The organism is Methylobacterium crusticola, assembly GCF_003574465.1.
In the GTDB taxonomy this organism is placed as follows: Bacteria; Pseudomonadota; Alphaproteobacteria; order Rhizobiales; family Beijerinckiaceae; genus Methylobacterium; species Methylobacterium crusticola.
The window spans coordinates 1-17,375 of record NZ_QOWC01000073.1 but is presented as its reverse complement, the minus strand read 5'-3'; the positions used below and the strand labels follow the sequence as shown (position 1 = coordinate 17,375).

Below are 17,375 nucleotides of genomic sequence, written 5' to 3'. Positions count from 1 at the left end.
CATGGACGCGCACGGGCAGGACCCGGACCGGGACCGCGACGGCGGCGCGCGCCTGGAGGCCGGCGGCGTCGCGCTGCACTACCGCCTCCGGGGCCGCGGCCCGCGGCCGCTGGTCTGCGTCCACGGGGTCGGCTCCTACGGCGAGGCCTGGGACGGCGTCGCGGCGCGCCTCGGCGACGCGTTCCGCATCCTGACCTTCGACCTGCGCGGGCACGGCCGCTCGTCGCGGGTGCGGGGCCGCTACGAGATCGACGACTTCGTGGGCGACGTCCTGGCGCTCGCCGACCACGTCGGCTTCGCGCGGTTCGACCTCGCGGGGTTCTCCCTCGGAGGCCTCGTCGCCCAGCGCCTCGCCCTCGCCCATCCCGACCGCCTCGGCCGCCTCGTCCTGCTGGCGACCGTGGCCGGCCGCACCCCGGAGGAGCGCGCGCGGGTGGCGGCGCGCCTCGCCGCGCTGCGGGCCGGCGACCGGGGCGCGCACTACGACGCCTCGCTGTCGCGGTGGCTGACGGAGGGCTTCCAGGAGCGCAACCCGGACCTCGTCGCCGCGCTGCGCCGGCGCAACGCCGGGAACGACCCCGACTGCTACGCGGCCGCCTACCGGGTGCTCGCCGAGACCGATCTCGGCGCGGAGATCGCCGGGATCCGCGCGCCGACGCTGATCGCCACCGGCGAGGACGACCAGGGCTCGAACCCGCGCATGGCGCGCTTCATGCACGACCGCATCCCGGGCTCGCGGCTCCGGATCCTGCCCGGCCTGCGCCACTCCATCCTGGTCGAGGCGCCCGACGCCGTGGCGGCGGCGATGCGCGCCTTCCTGACAGCCGACCTGCCGGAGCCGCAGCCATGATCGTCGAGGAGCGCGACCACCGGATCCACGACGGCCGGATGGCGCACGACCTGCGTCTCGCGCGCGAGGCGGGCCTCGCGATCCGCCAGCCGATCGCCGGGCGCCTCGTCGGGTCCTTCACCACCGAGGTCGGCCCGCCGAGCCAGGTCAGGCACCTCCGGGCCTGCGCGGACCTCGAGGACCGCGCCCGCCGCCAGCGGCCGGCGGAGGACCCGCGCCGGCAGGCCTTCCCGCCGACGCTGTCCGAGACCACCGCGCAGGCCGAGAACCGCATCCTGCCGCCGACCGGCTTCTCGCCCCTGCGCTGAGGCGGGCGCGCCGCGGGCCCCGGCGCCAGGCCGTCACGAGAGGGATGAACGGGTGACCGCACGCTTGAGAATCGAGAACCTCTCCAAGGTTTTCGCCGAGAACCCCCGCCCCGCCCTCGAGATGCTCCGGGCCGGCGCCGGCAAGGCCGCCGTCCTCGAGGCCCTCGGCCAGGTGGTCGGCCTCGACGACGTGTCCTTCGACGTGCCGTCCGGGGCGATCTACATGGTCATGGGCCTGTCGGGCTCGGGCAAGTCGACGCTGGCGCGCTGCATCAACCGCCTGAACGAGCCCAGCGCCGGGCGGATCCTGCTCGACGGCCAGGATCTCTGCGCCCTCGACGAGGCCGGCCTGCGGGCGATCCGGCGCAGCCGCGTCTCGATGGTGTTCCAGCACTTCGCGCTGCTGCCGAACAGGCGCGTCATCGACAATGTCGAGTTCGGGCTGAAGCTGCGCGGCGTGCCGCCGCCGCAGCGCCGGCGGCGCGCCGAGGAGATGCTCCACATCGTGGGCCTCGCCCGCTGGGGCCACCACAGGCCGCACGAGCTCAGCGGCGGCATGCGCCAGCGCGTCGGGCTGGCCCGCGCCCTCGCGACGGACGCCGACGTGCTGATCATGGACGAGGCCTTCAGCGCGCTCGATCCCCTGATCCGGACCGAGATGCAGGACGAGCTGCTGCGCCTGCAGCGCACCCTCAACAAGACCATCCTGTTCATCACGCACGACTTCCAGGAAGCCCTGAAGCTCGGGACGCGCATCGCCGTCATGGCCGAGGGACGGGTGGTGCGCGAGGGCACGCCGCAATCGATCGTGCTCGAGCCGGGAAGCGACTACGTCGCGGCCTTCACCCGCGAGGTCGACCGGGCACGGCTGTTCGACGCGCGCTCGGTGATGGCCGCCCTCGCCACGATCCTGCGCGGCCAGGACCGCATCGTCGTCGGCGACGCCTCCGGGGAGCCGGGCCCCGGCTTCCTGCTGGACGGCGAGGCCCGCGTCCTCGGCGCCCTGAGCGCGGCCGAGGTCGAGCGGGCCCGCGCGGGAGGGCCCAAGCCGGAGCCCGACGGCGCCTTCACGTGCGTGCCGGCGGGCGCCAAGCTCGTCGAGGTCGCCGGGCGCTACCGCCCCGGCGAGCCCATCGGCGTCGTCGACGAGGCCGGGCGCCTGGTCGGCCTCCTCGGCGCCCGCGAGATCCTCGCCCGCATCGCCGCCGGAGGCTCCCATGATTAAGGCCGACGATCTCGCGGTCCTGCCGGTCGACCAGTGGATCCAGGACGGCGTGCGCTGGGTCGCCCTCAACCTCCGGCCGGTCTTCCTCACCATCAAGTGGCCGGTCGAGGCGCTGCTGAGCCTGAGCGACACCCTGCTGCACGCGGTCCCGTTCCCCCTCGTGGTGCTGGGGACGGCCCTCCTCGCCTGGCGGCTGGCGAGCCTCGGCATCGCGGCCTTCAGCGCGGCGGCGCTCGTGGCCATCGCCGCCCTCGGCGTCTGGGCCGAGGCCATGACGACGCTCTCGCTCATCGCCACCGCGATCCTGTTCTGCGCCGCGATCGGCATCCCGATCGGGATCTGGTGCGCGCGCCGCGAGGGGGTCTGGCGGGTCGTGCGGCCGATCCTCGACATCATGCAGACGACGCCGACCTTCGTGTACCTCGTCCCGGTCGTGATGCTGTTCGGCGTCGGCACCGTTCCGGGCGAGGTCGCGGTGGTCACCGCCGCGGCGCCCCCGCTGATCCGCTTCACCAACCTCGGCATCCGCATGGTCGACCGCGAGATCGTCGAGGCCGGGCTCGCCTTCGGGGCGGACCGGCGCCAGCTCCTCTGGGAGATCCAGCTTCCCCTCGCGATCCCGACGATCCTCGGGGGCCTGAACCAGACCGTGCTGACCGCGATGGTGATGTCCGTCGTGGTGGCGATGATCGGCGCCGAGGGCCTCGGCCTCGTCGTGCTCCAGGGCCTCGGCCGCCTCGACGTCGGACGGGCCGCGGTGGGCGGCATCGCCATCGTGCTCCTCGCCATGATGCTCGACCGCATCACCCAGAAGCTGGCCGAGCCGAAGCCGCGCGGCACGTCGCCCCTGGCGGCGGCGTGGCTGCGGGTGTTCCGCGGCGGCCGCGCCCCGGGGGCCGGGCCCGTCGACACCGCCGCCAAGGGCGCCGCGTGACGGCCGGGACCTGCGGGGCGCCGCGGTCGCGCGCCGCGCCGGGATCGCGCGCCGCGCCGGGATTGCGCGTCGCGCCGGGCGAGCGACCCACCCCACCGGCGACCCGACACTCGACGAGGAGAGAGCGATGATGCTGTGGAGACCGTTCCTGAGGAATGCCGCCGCGATGCTCGCGGTGCTGGCCGCGCACGGCCTTCCGGCCGGGGCCCAGGAGGCGCCCGGCAAGGTCCAAGAGGCGCCCGGCAAGGTCCAGGAGGCGCCCGGCCGTGGCCGGACCGTGCGCTACGCCCAGGGCGACAGCCTCGGCGCGAACTACGTCACGGCCCAGATCGTCATGAGGGCGATGAGGGAACTCGGCTACGGCGTGAAGCTCACCACCCTGAACACGACGCTGTTCTTCCAGGCGGCGGCGCAGGGCGACCTCGACCTCGCGACGGACGTGAACTTTCCCCAGCGCGAGCCCGGCTTCCGGGCCGTGGAGAAGCAGGCGACCACCGTCGGCACCGGCCTGATCGCGAGCGGGGGCGTCAACGGCTACCTGATCGACAGGAAGACCGCCGCGGCCCACGCCATCACGAGCCTCGAGCAGCTGCGGGAGCCGAGGCTCGCCGCCCTCTTCGGCAAGAACGGGCAGGCCGACCTCATCAACTGCGATCCCGGCTGGAGCTGCGGCGACGTGGTGGACTTCCAGCTCGGCAAGTTCGGTCTCAAGGACACCGTCCGCTCCGTGCGGGGCAAGTACGAGGCGCTGATGGTGGAGGCGGTCGCGCGCGTGAAGCGCGGCGAGCCGGCCCTGTTCTACGCCTGGAGCCCGTCCTGGGTGACGAACGCCCTGATCCCGGGCGAGGACGTGGTCTGGCTGCCGACCCCCGAGGACGCGCTGCCGCCGAACGTGCCCAACCGGGGCTCGGCCCTGGTGAGCGGCGTCAAGGGCTGCGCCGGCGGCGCCGACCCGTGCCGCATGGCGATGGCGTCCTGGAACTGGATGGCCGTGGCCAACCGGGAGTTCCTCGCCGCCAACCCGGCGATCCGGGTGCTGATCGAGGGCATGACGTTCCCCCTCGCGACCTGGACGGGCTGGGAGTACAACATCAACAAGGGCGGCGGCTCGACCGCGCTGGTGACGAAGCTCGCCGACGCGTGGATCGCCGCCAACCGTCCCCAGTTCGACGGCTGGATCGCGGCCGCCGCCCGGGCGCGGTAGGGGCCGCGCGGGCGTCCGGCCCCGGCGGTGGGCCGCACCGGGCGCCGAAGAGCCGGGGCCCCGCGTCCGTCGAGGGTGACGCGGGCGCCCGGGCAGCGTATACAGCCCCTCGCGGTCCGGGGCAGCCGCAACCCGAGGCAACGCTACCGCTCCCGAACCGTTCCTGCGATGCCGTTCTCCATTCTCGATCTCGTCGTTCTGGGTGTCGTCGTCATCTCCGCGCTGCTCGCGGCGGTGCGCGGCTTCACGCGGGAGGTGCTGGCGATCGTCGCCTGGGTCACGGCGGCGGGTCTCGCCTGGTACCTCCATCCGCTGCTGCTCCCGACCGTGAAGCAGCACGTCTCCAGCGACACCGTCTCCCTCGTGGCCTCGATCGCGTCGATCTTCCTCGTGACGCTGCTGGTGGTCTCGGTGATCACCGTGAAGCTGTCGGACCTGATCCTCGATTCGCGCATCGGCGCCGTGGACCGCGGCCTCGGCCTCGCCTTCGGGGCGGCCCGCGGCTTCCTGATCTGCGTCATCGGCTGGGTCTTCCTGGCCTGGCTCGTCCAGGGCAAGGTGCCGGACTGGGCCCAGCAGGCGCGCAGCCGCGAGATCCTGGAGAACAGCGGCCAGAAGCTCGTCGCCATGCTGCCCGACAACCCCGAGGGCCTGCTCAAGCAGTTCCGCAAGCCCAAGCCCGAGGTCGACCCGGGCACCGACGTGCCGGCGGAGGCCGATGCGCCGCCCCAGCGCCGCACCGACGCGACGCCGCGGCGCTGACCCCCGGCGCCGGGCCGTGCGAGACCGGCGCCCAGCGCATGCGGGATGAGCCCCGGAGCCCCTCCCGCCGCCTTGGTTCCGCCGAAGCCGGCGCCTACATAGCCGGCAGAGGCGTTGTCCGGGATCCAGGCGGCCCGGATAATGCGTCGTGGACGGATCAGGACCGCTCTCGCGCGCGCGAGCATGCTCGGGTATGCGGGATCGGTCGGTGACCCAGGGCCGTGGGATGACCGGCCGCGAGGGGCTTTTCATCATGGCAGCACGCAGCGAGACCGGCCGACGCGCGCCCGGGGGCACCGACGCGTTGGGCGGCGACCTCGACCTCGACGGCGACACCCTCCGGGAGGAGTGCGGGGTCTTCGGCATCCACGGCCATCCCGACGCGGCCGCCATCGTGGCCCTCGGCCTGCACGCCCTCCAGCACCGCGGCCAGGAGGCGGCCGGCATCGTCTCCTTCGACGGCCGGGTCTTCCACTCGGAGCGGCGCCTCGGCCTCGTCGGCGATTCGTTCTCCGACCTCGCCACGATCGAGCGCCTGAAGGGCACCGCGGCCATCGGCCACGTGCGCTACTCGACGACCGGCGAGACCATCCTGCGCAACGTCCAGCCGCTGTTCGCCGAGCTCGAGACCGGCGGGCTCGCGGTGGCGCACAACGGCAACCTGACGAACGGCCTGCTGCTGCGCCGCCAGCTCGTGCGCGACGGCGCCATCTGCCAGTCGACCTCCGACACCGAGGCGATCCTCCACCTCGTCGCCCGCTCGCGCCACGTGCGCATCGTCGACCGGCTGATGGACGCGCTGCGCCAGATCGAGGGCGCCTACGCCCTCGTCATGATGACGAACAAGAAGCTGATCGGCGCCCGCGATCCCCTCGGCATCCGCCCGCTGGTGCTGGGCGAGCTCGACGGCCGCTACATCCTGGCCTCCGAGACCTGCGCCCTCGACATCATCGGCGCCCGCTTCGTGCGCGACGTCGAGAACGGCGAGATGGTGGTGATCTCGGAGAGCGGCGTCGAGTCGATCCGCTTCGCGCGGGCCCAGGCCGTGCGGCCCTGCATCTTCGAGTACATCTACTTCGCCCGGCCGGACTCGACGGTGAACGGCAAGAGCGTCTACGCGGTGCGCAAGAGCATCGGCGTCGAGCTCGCCAAGGAGGCGCCGGCGGAGGCCGACATCATCATCCCGGTGCCGGATTCCGGCGTGCCGGCGGCCCTCGGCTACGCCCAGGAGACGGGCCTGCCCTACGAGCTCGGGATCATCCGCAACCACTACGTCGGCCGCACCTTCATCCAGCCGACCCAGTCGGTGCGCGAGCTCGGCGTGCGCATGAAGCACTCGGCCAACCGCGCCGCGGTCGAGGGCAAGCGCATCGTGCTCGTGGACGACAGCCTGGTGCGCGGCACCACCTCGGTGAAGATCGTCCGGATGATGCGCGAGGCGGGGGCCCGGGAGGTCCATTTCCGCATCGCCTCGCCGCCGATCACCCATCCGGACTTCTACGGGATCGACACGCCCGAGAAGGAGAAGCTGCTCGCCGCCACCCACGACCTGGAGGGCATGCGCCGCTACATCGGCGCCGATTCCCTCGCCTTCCTGTCGATCGGGGGCCTGTACCGGGCGATGGGCGAGGAGCGCCGCGATCCCGACTGCCCGCAATACACCGACCACTGCTTCACGGGCGACTACCCCACCCCGCTGACCGACCTCGCGGTGGCCTCACCGCGCCGGATGGCGATCCTGGCCGAGGCCGACTAGGACCGCAGCGATGTCCGACGCGCCGAGCCCCCTCCCGCCGAGCCCCCTCCCCCGGAACCCGGCCGCCGGCAAGCCCCTGGCCGAGCGCATCGCGGTGGTGACCGGCGCCTCCCGTGGCATCGGCCGCGCGGCGGCGCTGGCGCTCGCCGCGGCGGGCGCCCACGTCATCGCGCTCGCCCGCACGCAGGGCGCCCTCGAGGAGCTCGACGACGCCATCCGGCAGGCGGGCGGCTCCGCCACCCTGGTGCCCCTCGACCTCAAGGACTACGACGCCGTCGACCGCCTCGGCGCCGCGATCCACGAGCGCTGGGGCCGCCTCGACATCCTGGTCGGCAATGCCGGCGTGCTCGGCGTGCTGATGCCCCTCGGCCACGTCGACCCGAAGGTCTGGGCCAACGTGATGGACATCAACGTCACGGCGAACTGGCGCCTGATCCGCTCCCTCGACCCGCTCCTGCGCCGCTCGGATGCCGGCCGGGCGGTGTTCGTCACCTCCGGGGCCGCCAGCTCCTGCCGGGCCTACTGGGGCCCCTACGCGGTCTCCAAGGCCGCTCTCGAGGCGCTGGTCCGCACCTACGCGGCCGAGACCGCGACCACGCCCGTGCGGGCGATGCTGCTCAACCCCGGCCCCCTGCGCACCGCGATGCGCCGGGCCGCGATGCCGGGCGAGGATCCCGACACCCTCCGGACGCCGGAGGACCTGGCGCCCCACATCGTGCGCCTGGCGAGCCCGGACTGGGACGGGAGCGGGACGATCTACGACTTCCCGACCGACCGCGTGCTGACGCCGCAGAAGCCGGCCTGACGGCGGGGGAGGCCGGCGGATGATCGACGTGCGCGCGATGTGCGCCATCGGCCAGCGGGGCCAGCTCGGCCTGCGCGGGCGGCTGCCCTGGGAGGGCAACGCCGACCCGCTCTACGTCGAGGACGTGACGCGCTTCTTCGCCGAGACGCAAGGACACGTGCTCATCGCCGGGCCGAAGACGATCGAGGCGGTGCCCGCCTTCGCGTTCGCGGACCGCACCATCGCGGTCATCCGCTCGCACGAGGACCCGCGCGCGGTGCTGGCCCGCTACCCGGGCCGGCGGGTCTTCGTCGGCGGCGGCATCGCGGTCTGGAACGTCTACGCGCCCTTCATCCAGCAATGGGACGTCACCCGCCTGCCCTACGACGGCGAGGCCGACCGCTGGTTCGATCCGGCCTGGCTCGTCGGCCGCGGGCGCGCCTGAGCGGCGCCCGCGGCGGCGCGCCTGCGACCCATCGCCATCCCGGCCCGCCTCCTGTAGCGTCACGGCGACTCACCACGGGGGATCGGGCGATGAGCGAATCCACGGACCGGTTCAAGCGCGCGCCGCGCCGCAAGGGCGAGCGAGCCCGCACGCTCACCGTGTCGCCCGAGGCGAAGGCGGCCTACGAGAAGATCCTGCGCGAGAAGGAGGAGCGGGAGGCCTACGCCAAGCACCTGCCCGCCGACCCGAAGCCGCGCTAGACCCCCGGGAGACGCGAGCGGCCCCTGGGCTCGCCCTCGGGGGCGCCGCGCGAGAGAACCGCCGGCGGGCGCTCACTCGCCCTTGTCGAACGGGTTCTTGGAGGTCCGCAGCGAGAGCCGGATCGGCACGCCGGGCAGGTCGAACGCCTCGCGCAGGCCGTTGACGAGGTAGCGGGTGTAGGATTTGGGCAGCGCCCCGAGCTGGTTGCCGAACAGCGCGAAGTGGGGCGGGCGGGCCTTCACCTGCGTGGCGTAGCGGATCTTGATGCGCCGCCCCGACACCGCCGGCGGCGGGTTGGCCTGCGTCGCCTCGGACAGCCACTGGTTGATCCGCGCGGTCGGCACCCGGCGGTTCCAGACCTCGGCGGTCGCCACCACGGCCTGCATCAGGCGGTCGACGCCCTGCCCGGCGAGGCCCGACAGGGGCACCACGGCGGCGCCGCGCACCTGCGGCAGCAGCCGGGTGGCCTTCTCCCGCAATTCCTTGAGGAGGCCCGGCTGGTCGGCGACGAGGTCCCACTTGTTGACGCCCATCACCAGGGCCCGGCCCTCCTGCTCGACGAGGTCGACGATGGTCAGGTCCTGCTTCTCGAACGGGATCGTGGCGTCGAGGAGCACCACCACCACCTCGGCGAAGCGCACCGCCCGCAGGCCGTCCGAGACCGCGAGCTTCTCGAGCTTGTCGTCCACCCGGGCGCGGCGGCGCATCCCGGCGGTGTCGTGCAGCTTGATCCTGTGCCCGCGCCAGACCCAGTCGAGGGAGATCGAGTCGCGGGTGATGCCGGCCTCGGGGCCGACGAGCAGGCGCTCCTCGCCGAGCATCCGGTTGATCAGGGTCGACTTGCCGGCATTCGGCCGCCCGACGATCGCGACCTTGAGGGGCCGGCTCCCGGCCCCCTCCTCGTCCTCCTCGTCGGCCTCGGGCAGCACGGCCGCGAGGGCGTCGTGCAGGTCGCCCACGCCCTCGCCGTGCTCGGCCGAGAACGGCACCGGGTCGCCGAGCCCGAGGCCGAAGGCCTCGTAGGCGCCCGACAGACCGGCCCCGCCCTCGGCCTTGTTGGCGAGCAGGATCACCGGCTTGGCCGAGCGCCGCACCAGCTCGGCGAAGGGCCGGTCGGCCGGGAGCAGGCCGGCCCGCGCGTCGATGACGAACAGCACCGCGTCCGCCTCGGCGATGGCCGCCTCGGTCTGGGCCCGCATGCGGCCGGCCAGCGAGTCGGCCTCGGCCTCCTCGAGCCCGGCGGTGTCGAGGATGCGGAAATGCAGGCCGCCGAGGCGCACCTCGCCCTCGCGCCGGTCGCGGGTCACGCCGGGGCGGTCGTCCACGAGGGCGAGCTTGCGCCCGACGAGGCGGTTGAACAGCGTCGACTTGCCGACGTTCGGCCGCCCGACGATGGCGACGATGGGCACCGGCATGGGGGTCTTCCTGTCTGGGCCTGCTTGGGCCCCGTCTGGGCCTGCTTGGGCCCGGTTCCCGCATCGGCCCAGGGCGGCACCGGCGGACCAAGGCCGTCCGCCCGCGGCCTCAGGATGAGGGCGCGGGTGGGGTAGATCAATCGCGGCGCTCGGAGCGCGTGCTAGCGCGTCGCCTCCGGGGCGGGCGGGGGCGGGGCGGCGGGCGGCGGCGGGGCGGCGGCGCTGACCTGCACCGGGCCGCCGGCGACCAGCGCCACGTAGATCTCGAGGCGCTGGCGCAGGCCCGGGGGCGTCTCGCGGTCGGTGGCGATCTGGTCGAACCAGCGCCCGGCCCCCTCGAAGTCGCCCTTCCTGAGGGCGACGAGTCCCAGCGTCTCGCGGGCGGTGTGGCGGAAGGTGCTCGAGGGCGCCGCCAGGCTCTGGAGCGCGTTGAGGGCGTTCGGGTCGTCCTGGTCGACGAGGAGCAGGGCGCCGCGCAGGCGCGCGAGGTCGCGCAGGCCGGTCCCGGCCGAGGCGTCGTCCGCGATGGCCGCGTAGGCCTTGGCGCCGGCCGCCGGATCGGCCTTGCCGGCCTCCGCGGCGGCGCGCAGGCGCGCCAGCAGGCGGTAGCCGGCGGGAGCTTCCGCGACGACGCCCGCGAAGGCCTTCTCGGCATCCTCCGGCGTCCCGGTCCTGGCCCTGCGCACCGCCTCCTCGAAGCGCTGGCTCGCCGCCTCGGCCTGGACGGTCTGGGCGTGCTGCCAGTAGCGCCAGCCGCCGACGCCGAGCACCACCAGCACCGCGAGCCCGATGAACACGCCGCTGTAGCGCGTCCAGACCTGAGCCAGACGGTCGCGCCGGTACTCCTCGTTGACCTCGCGGATGAAGTCGTTCTCGCTCATCGGATAAGGGCTCGCCGCCTGGGCTCTGCGCCGCGACCGTGCGACAGGGCCGGTCGCGTAGCACAGTCGGGGCGGGTTGGCGAGGCGCGAGCCGGGGCGCCGCGCCGGCTCAGGCCTGCCCGGGCCAGACCGCGACGCCGATCAGCCACGGGTGCAGGACGCGCGCGAAGGCGAGCCAGGCCACGACGCCGATGCCGACGGCGAGCGCGTCGTTGCGCCAGCCGGCGGGGGCCGCCAGGGGGCCGGCATGGACCTTCACCTCGTCCCGGCGCTTGGCGCTGATGCGGGCCGCGACCGCCCAGGCGAGGAAGCCGCCGAACAGCAGGATCGAGCCGAGGTCGCCGTTGGCGAGGAGGTGGGCGGTCGCCCAGATCTTCACCCCGAGCAGCATCGGGTGCTTGGTCCGGGCCTTGATGCGCCCCGGCAGGTAGGCGGCGGCGAAGCACACGAAGGCCGCGAGCACGAGGAGGAGCGCCAGGTGCCGGGTCCAGACCGGGGGCGACCAGACCTCGATGTAGCCCTCCGCCCGATAGCGGCCGTAGCCGATCCCGACCACGACCAGCCCGGCGAGGGAGAGTACGGTGTAGCCGATCTTGTAGGGCCCCTCCCCCAGGCGGGCGATCAGGCGGGCGCGGGGCCCGCGCAGCATCGTGAACGCGTGGGTGCCCAGGAAGAGCACGAGGCCGACGAGCAGGAGGAGCATCTGTGACCGACCGTGGGGCGACGAAGGCGGCCCATTTCGCCGACGGCCTCAAGCAAGCCGCAAGCAATCCTGGGGCAGGTTGGGCGCGACTGTCCAGGTTCGCCCCATGCTCCGCTCCCTCTTCCTCGCGTGTCTCGGCGTCGCGCCCCTGGCGCTGGGCGCGGCCCGGGCCGAGCCCGGCGCCCCCGCGGGCCCGCCGCTGTCGGCCCTGACGCTCGTCGGCCCGGCCCGCACGGTGTTCAAGGCCGGCCGCGACGCCTGCGACGGCGACGACGTGCCGGACGCTCCCGCCCGCGCCCTGCGGGAGGCCGACGGCACGGTGGCGGTGTTCGGCATGCACTACCGCAACCGGGTGTTGCGCGGCCCGGGTTTCGACGGCCTCCGGCTCGATTGCCGCATCGTGCTCGATTCCGCCTTCCGGCCCGAGCCCGAGGCCTACGACGACCGCACCTGGATCACCGCGACCTGGACCGAGGACGGCCGCACCGTCGAGGCGCTGCTCCACCACGAGTACCACGCCGACGCGCATCCGGGCCGCTGCCAGGCCGCCGGCATGATGGCGTGCTGGTACAACACCGTGCTGGCGGCCCGCTCCCTCGACGGGGGCGCGCGCTTCGCGCGGGCCGCCCCCCCGGTCGTCGTCGCCGCCCCGCCGTTCCGCCAGGAGGTCGGGCAGGGCCGCCACCGCGGCTTCTTCAACCCCTCGAACATCGTCTCCGACGGGCGCTACCGGTACTTCTTCGCCTCGACCACGGGCTGGCCCGGCCAGCCCTTCGGGGTCTGCCTGTTCCGCTCCGACGCCCCGCACGACCCGACCCGCTGGCGGGCCTGGGACGGCACGGGGTTCCGGATCGCCTTCCCGGACCCCTACCGCGACGGGACGAAGGCCGGGGCGGCGCGGAGCGCGGGGGCGTGCCGGCCGGTGGCGCCCTTCCCGGCGCCCGTCGGCTCGGTGAGCCGCCACCGGGCCACGGGCGCCTGGATCGCGGTGTTCCAGGCCGCGGCCGGCGGGGTCTTCCCGCGCTCGGGGATCTACTGGACCACCTCGCGGGACCTCCTCACCTGGGACGAGCCCCGCCTGCTCATCGCCGGGCCGACGCTCTACGACGACCCCTGCACGGCCGGCGGCGACCTCGTGAGCTATCCCTCGCTCATCGACCGCGACGCGACGGGCCGCAACTTCGACAATGTCGGCGACACGGCGGACCTCTACTACGTGACGCTCAGGACCAAGGGCTGCGAGGTCACGTCCGAGCGCGACCTCGTGCGCCGGCCGGTCGCCATCAAGGTGTGGCCGTGACGACCGGGCGCGGGCGGCCCCGGCCGCGTCAGGCGTCCGGGATCACGAGCTGCCGCGCCGCCTCGGCGGCGGCCCCGAGCGGGGCGGGCCGGCGGGACGCCCTGGCGAGGAGGACGCAGACCGACTCCGCCTCGCCGGCGAGCCGCGCGCCGGACAGGACCCGGTGGCGGAAGGTGAGCGAGGTGCGGCCGACCCGGCCGAGCCAGGTCGCGGTGCGCACGCTGCCCGGGAAGTGCAGCTCGGCCCGGTAGTCGATCACGAACCGGGCGATCACGAAGAAGGTGTCGGGCGGCAGGATCGGGGTGACGTGGGTGGCGAAGAACTGCACCCGGCCGCTCTCGCAGAAGGCCGCGAACACCGCGTTGTTGGCGTGCCCGTTCGCGTCGGTGTCGCGGAAGCGCAGGACGTCCTCGCTCCACAGCACCCGCGGATCGTCGGCGGGCGGGGCGGCCTCAGCCATGCCGGGCCGCCGTGCCGCCGAGGTGGAAGACGCGGTGGGGCACCAGCTCGCCGCGCTCGACGTCGCCCACCGCCACGAGCACGCCGCCGCAGGTCGCGTAGGCCTTGCCCCCGGTCGGGGCGTCGCGCCCGCGCAGGATCACCGGCTGGCCGCGCATCAGCCGCAACGCCATGTCCCGCGAGACGGGCACGCACGGCACGGCGTCGAGCGCCGTCTCGACCGGGCGCAGCACCGCCGCGTTGGCCTCGCTCTCGGCCGCCTCGAGGGCCCCGATGGTGCAGGACTGGTCCTCCGCGAAGGGCCCGACGCGGGTCCGGCGCAGGGCCGAGACGTGTCCGAGGCAGCCGAGGGAGCGCCCGAGGTCGCGCGCGATGGCGCGCACGTAGGTGCCCTTGCCGCACTCGGCCTCGATCACCGTGCGCTCCTCGGAATGGGCCACGACCGCCAGGTGGTCGATCTGCACCGGGCGCGCCACCAGCTCGACGACCTCGCCGTCGCGGGCGAGGTCGTAGGCGCGCTCGCCCTGGATCTTGATCGCCGAGTAGCGCGGCGGCACCTGCTCGACCGCCCCGACGAAGCGCGGCAGCATCGCCTCGACCTCCGCGCGGGTCGGGCGATGCTCGGAGGTGGCGACGGGGCGCCCCTCGGCGTCGTCGGTGTCGGTCTCGACGCCCCAGGTCACCGCGAAGACGTAGGCCTTGCGCCCGTCCATCACGAACGGGACCGTCTTCGTCGCCTCGCCGAGGGCGATCGGCAGGATGCCGGAGGCGAGGGGATCGAGGGTGCCGGCGTGGCCGGCCTTCTTGGCGTTGAGGGCCCGCTTCACCGCCGCGACCGCGTGGGTCGAGGTCATGCCGACGCCCTTGTCGAGGATCACCCAGCCGCTGATCTCGCGGCGCTTGGGCCGGTCGCCCTGCGGGCGGCCGCGGCCGCGGGGCGGGCGATCCTGGCGCGAAGCGCCATCGCGCGAAGCGCCATCGCGCGAAGCGCCATCGCGCGAAGCGCCATCGCGCGCAGCGCCATCGCGCGGCGCCCCGTCGCGGGGAGCGCCGTCGCGGGCGGCGGCCGGCGGGCGCTCGGCAGGCTGGTCCTCGTGCATCGTCTCGGTTCCTGTCCCACGCTCGACGACGATCGGTCGGGATGCATCGCCCGCGCCGCGCCGCTCCTGGCTCATCCAACATCGTGCCGGTCCGCCGGTTCGGCGGAGGCGCCCGCCCGGCCACCCGGCCGGGCGCCCGGCAGCAGCCGGGCGCCGGATCACTCCTCCGCGTCCGGGTCGGGCTCGAGGTCGCGCTGGACCTTCTTGCTGCGCAGGAGCGCGTCGATCCGCGCCGCCTCGTCGAAGGTCTCGTCACGGCGGAAGCGCAGGTCCGGCGCGAACTTGAGGGCGACGCGCCGGGCCACCTCCTGGCGCAGGGCCTTGCGGTTGCGCTCCAGCGCCTCCAGCACCGGCCGCTCGTCCTGGCCGCCGAGGGGCATGATGTAGGCCGTGGCGAGCTTCAGGTCCGGCGACATGCGGACCTCCGGCACCGTGATGACGTGCTGGCTCAGGACGGGGTCGAGCAGGTCGCCGCGGCTCAGCACCTCCGCGAGGGCGTGGCGCACGAGCTCGGCCACGCGCTGCTGGCGCTGCGAGGGACCGGCGGAGTCTTGGGGTTTGCGCACTTCTTCTCTCCGGGCCCGCACCGGCCGGCGCGGGCGGCCGACGGCAAAGCCTCAGGACCTGAACCGACAAGCCCGAGACGCGGAGGTCTCGGGCTTGGCCGGGTCGTCAGGCCGGCCGCCCTCGGAGCGGCCGGATGGCAGCCGCCCTCGGAGCGGTCGATGACGGCCGCCTCGGTGGCGGCCGGATGGAACGCGGGCTCAGAGCGTCCGCCGCTCCTCGTGAACGATGTAGCACTCGATCACGTCGCGGGCGCGCATGTCCTGGTAGTTCTCGAACGCCATGCCGCATTCCTGGCCGGCCGCGACTTCCTTGGCGTCGTCCTTGAAGCGCTTGAGCTGCGAGAGCTTGCCCTCGTGGACCACCACGTTGTCGCGGATGAGCCGGACATGGGCGCCCCGCTCGACCCGGCCGTCCTCGACGCGGCAGCCGGCGATCTTGCCGACCTTCGAGACGTTGAAGATCTCGAGGATGCGCGCCTCGCCGAGGCGCTCCTCGCGGAGCGTCGGGGGCAGCAGGCCCGACATCGCCGCCTTCACGTCATCCACGAGGTCGTAGATGATGTTGTAGTAGCGGATCTCGACGCCCGCCCGCTCGGCGGCCTCGCGGGCCTCCTTGTGGGCGCGCACGTTGAAGCCGACCACCACGGCACCCGAGGCCTGCGCCAGGGTGACGTCCGACTCGGTGATGCCGCCGACGCCGGTGTGCAGGATGCGGGCCGCGACCTCGTCGTTGCCGAGCTTCTCCAGGGCGCCCGAGATGGCCTCGACCGAGCCCTGCACGTCGCCCTTGACGACGAGCGGGAACTCCTTGCGGCCGGCGCCCTCCTTGAGGTCGCGCATCATGTCCATGAGCGAGCGGCCGGCACCGGTGCCGGCGGCCGCCGCGCGCTCGCGCTTCACGCGGGCGCGGTACTCGGTGACCTCGCGGGCCCGGGCCTCGTTCTCGACCACGGCGACGCGGTCGCCCGCCTCCGGCGTGCCGTTGAAGCCCAGCACCTCGACCGGCACCGACGGGCCGGCCTCCCGGGCGTTGCGCCCGCTGTCGTCCACCAGCGCCCGCACCCGGCCCCACTCGGCGCCCGCCACCACGATGTCGCCGGTGTGCAGGGTGCCGCGCTCGACCAGCACGGTCGCGACCGGACCACGGCCGCGGTCGAGCTTGGCCTCGATCACGGTGCCTTCCGCCGAGCGGTCGCGGTTGGCGCTGAGGTTGAGGATCTCGGCCTGGAGGGCGAGGCCCTCGAGCAGGTCGTCGAGGCCGTCCCGGGTCTTGGCCGAGACCTCGAACTCGAGGGTCTCGCCGCCCATGGACTCGACCTGCACGTCGTGCTGGAGGAGCTCCGTGCGCACCCGCTGCGGGTTGGCGTCGGCCTTGTCGATCTTGTTGATCGCGACGATGAGCGGCACCCCGGCCGCCTTGGCGTGGGCGATCGCCTCGATCGTCTGGGGCATGACGCCGTCGTCGGCCGCCACCACCAGCACGACGATGTCCGTCACCTTGGCGCCGCGGGCGCGCATGGAGGTGAAGGCGGCGTGGCCGGGGGTGTCGATGAAGGTGATCTTGCCGCCGGACGGCGAGGTCACCTGGTAGGCGCCGATGTGCTGCGTGATGCCGCCCGCCTCGCCCGAGACGACGTTGGCGTTGCGGATCGCGTCGAGCAGCGAGGTCTTGCCGTGGTCGACGTGGCCCATGATGGTCACGACCGGGGGACGCGGCGCGGTGTCCTCGTCGATGTCGGGCTCGTCGAACAGGCCCTCCTCGACGTCCGACTCCGCAACGCGGCGCACGGTGTGGCCGAGCTCCTCGGCGATGAGCTGGGCGCTGTCGGAATCGATCACGTCGGTGATCTTGTGGATCTGGCCCTGCTTCATGAGCATGCGGATCACGTCCACGGCGCGCTCGCTCATGCGGTTGGCGAGTTCCTGGATGGTGATCGTCTCGGGGATGACCACCTCGCGCGCCAGCTTCTCCTTCTGCTCCACCTGGCGGTGGCCGGTGAGGCGCTGGGTGCGACGGCGGAACGAGGCGACGGAGCGCATGCGCTCCTCCTCGCCCGAGGTCGCCGTCGCGATGGTGAGGCGGCCGCGGTTGCGGTCGCCGCCGGGCGATTTCGGGGTCTTGGGCGGCGTGATGACCTTGAGCGGCATGCCGGGACGGCGGATCACCCGCTTGGTCTCGGTCTCCTCCTCGGCCGCGGCGGGCCGGCCGGTGGCCGGGCGCGCGGTCGCGGCGGCGGCCGCGGCGGGCTTGCCGGCCTCGGGCTTCGGCTCGGGCTTGGGCTCCGGCTTCGGGGCCGGGCGGGCCATGAAGTTCAGGTCGCGGGGCTTGCGGGCATCCGCGGTCAGCACCCGGCGCGGCTCGGCCGGGGCGCTCGGCCGGGCGCTCGGGGCCGGGCGGGCGCCCGGGACCGTGCGGGCGGCG

At 74.1% G+C, this 17,375-nt stretch carries 18 protein-coding genes; 11 read left to right on the top strand and 7 right to left on the bottom strand.

The annotated features are described in order from the left end of the window. Position 1: 1 nt before the first annotated feature. The 10 genes from DT057_RS20510 to DT057_RS36190 all read left to right on the top strand — a co-directional run bounded on the left by DT057_RS20510 (position 2) and on the right by DT057_RS36190 (position 8,528). Complete coding sequence (locus DT057_RS20510; protein WP_128563964.1) at positions 2-850, top strand: alpha/beta fold hydrolase; 849 nt, start codon at positions 2-4, stop codon at positions 848-850. Then, positions 847-1,158 (top strand): NIPSNAP family protein, encoded by a 312-nt coding sequence (locus DT057_RS20505; RefSeq protein WP_128563963.1) that lies wholly within the window; start codon positions 847-849, stop codon positions 1,156-1,158. Before DT057_RS20510 ends, DT057_RS20505 begins: the two co-directional genes overlap by 4 nt. A gap of 52 nt (positions 1,159-1,210) precedes the next feature. Beyond that, positions 1,211-2,383, top strand: a complete 1,173-nt coding sequence (locus DT057_RS20500; RefSeq protein ID WP_128563962.1) for a quaternary amine ABC transporter ATP-binding protein — start codon at positions 1,211-1,213, stop codon at positions 2,381-2,383. Beyond that, entirely contained in the window at positions 2,376-3,317 is a 942-nt protein-coding gene (locus tag DT057_RS20495) for an ABC transporter permease (RefSeq protein WP_128563961.1), read from the top strand. The genes DT057_RS20500 and DT057_RS20495 overlap by 8 nt, the downstream gene beginning before the upstream one ends. 127 nt (positions 3,318-3,444) lie before the next feature. Next, a complete protein-coding gene (proX, locus tag DT057_RS20490) occupies positions 3,445-4,521 on the top strand; it encodes a glycine betaine/L-proline ABC transporter substrate-binding protein ProX (protein WP_238313192.1) in 1,077 nt (358 codons plus the stop codon). A gap of 168 nt (positions 4,522-4,689) precedes the next feature. Then, positions 4,690-5,283 (top strand): CvpA family protein, encoded by a 594-nt coding sequence (locus DT057_RS20485; protein ID WP_128563960.1) that lies wholly within the window; start codon positions 4,690-4,692, stop codon positions 5,281-5,283. 253 nt (positions 5,284-5,536) lie between these two features. Next, on the top strand, positions 5,537-7,039 hold the full coding sequence (purF, locus tag DT057_RS20480; protein WP_128563959.1) for an amidophosphoribosyltransferase: 1,503 nt from the start codon (positions 5,537-5,539) through the stop codon (positions 7,037-7,039). Between the two features lie 10 nt (positions 7,040-7,049). Beyond that, positions 7,050-7,844, top strand: coding sequence for an SDR family NAD(P)-dependent oxidoreductase (locus DT057_RS20475; protein ID WP_128563958.1), 795 nt, complete (start codon positions 7,050-7,052; stop codon positions 7,842-7,844). 19 nt (positions 7,845-7,863) lie between these two features. Beyond that, positions 7,864-8,268 carry a dihydrofolate reductase family protein gene (locus DT057_RS20470; RefSeq protein ID WP_128563957.1) on the top strand — a complete coding sequence of 135 codons (405 nt, stop codon included), beginning with the start codon at positions 7,864-7,866 and terminating at the stop codon, positions 8,266-8,268. Positions 8,269-8,357: 89 nt separating this feature from the next. Then, a complete protein-coding gene (locus tag DT057_RS36190; RefSeq protein WP_203236332.1) occupies positions 8,358-8,528 on the top strand; it encodes a hypothetical protein in 171 nt (56 codons plus the stop codon). Between the two features lie 72 nt (positions 8,529-8,600). Here the strand turns inward: DT057_RS36190 and der are convergent, their stop codons facing one another. From der to DT057_RS20455, 3 genes are all read right to left on the bottom strand, one after another. Then, on the bottom strand, positions 8,601-9,944 hold the full coding sequence (der, locus tag DT057_RS20465; RefSeq protein ID WP_128563956.1) for a ribosome biogenesis GTPase Der: 1,344 nt from the start codon (positions 9,942-9,944) through the stop codon (positions 8,601-8,603). A gap of 161 nt (positions 9,945-10,105) precedes the next feature. Next, on the bottom strand, positions 10,106-10,825 hold the full coding sequence (locus tag DT057_RS20460; protein WP_128563955.1) for a tetratricopeptide repeat protein: 720 nt from the start codon (positions 10,823-10,825) through the stop codon (positions 10,106-10,108). A gap of 109 nt (positions 10,826-10,934) precedes the next feature. After that, positions 10,935-11,528, bottom strand: a complete 594-nt coding sequence (locus DT057_RS20455; RefSeq protein WP_128563954.1) for an NnrU family protein — start codon at positions 11,526-11,528, stop codon at positions 10,935-10,937. 106 nt (positions 11,529-11,634) lie between these two features. On the opposite strand from DT057_RS20455, the gene DT057_RS20450 reads away from it, so the two are divergent. After that, entirely contained in the window at positions 11,635-12,828 is a 1,194-nt protein-coding gene (locus DT057_RS20450; RefSeq protein WP_128563953.1) for a hypothetical protein, read from the top strand. A gap of 28 nt (positions 12,829-12,856) precedes the next feature. On the opposite strand, the gene DT057_RS20445 is transcribed toward DT057_RS20450, so the two are convergent. From DT057_RS20445 to infB, 4 genes are all read right to left on the bottom strand, one after another. After that, positions 12,857-13,288, bottom strand: a complete 432-nt coding sequence (locus tag DT057_RS20445; RefSeq protein WP_128563952.1) for an acyl-CoA thioesterase — start codon at positions 13,286-13,288, stop codon at positions 12,857-12,859. Beyond that, positions 13,281-14,387, bottom strand: coding sequence for a tRNA pseudouridine(55) synthase TruB (gene truB, locus DT057_RS20440; protein WP_128563951.1), 1,107 nt, complete (start codon positions 14,385-14,387; stop codon positions 13,281-13,283). The genes DT057_RS20445 and truB overlap by 8 nt, the downstream gene beginning before the upstream one ends. A 158-nt stretch (positions 14,388-14,545) precedes the next feature. Continuing rightward, complete coding sequence (gene rbfA, locus DT057_RS20435; protein WP_128563950.1) at positions 14,546-14,953, bottom strand: 30S ribosome-binding factor RbfA; 408 nt, start codon at positions 14,951-14,953, stop codon at positions 14,546-14,548. A gap of 198 nt (positions 14,954-15,151) precedes the next feature. Then, positions 15,152-17,375: translation initiation factor IF-2 (gene infB, locus DT057_RS20430; protein WP_128563949.1), on the bottom strand; the 2,224-nt coding region annotated here is incomplete at its 5' end.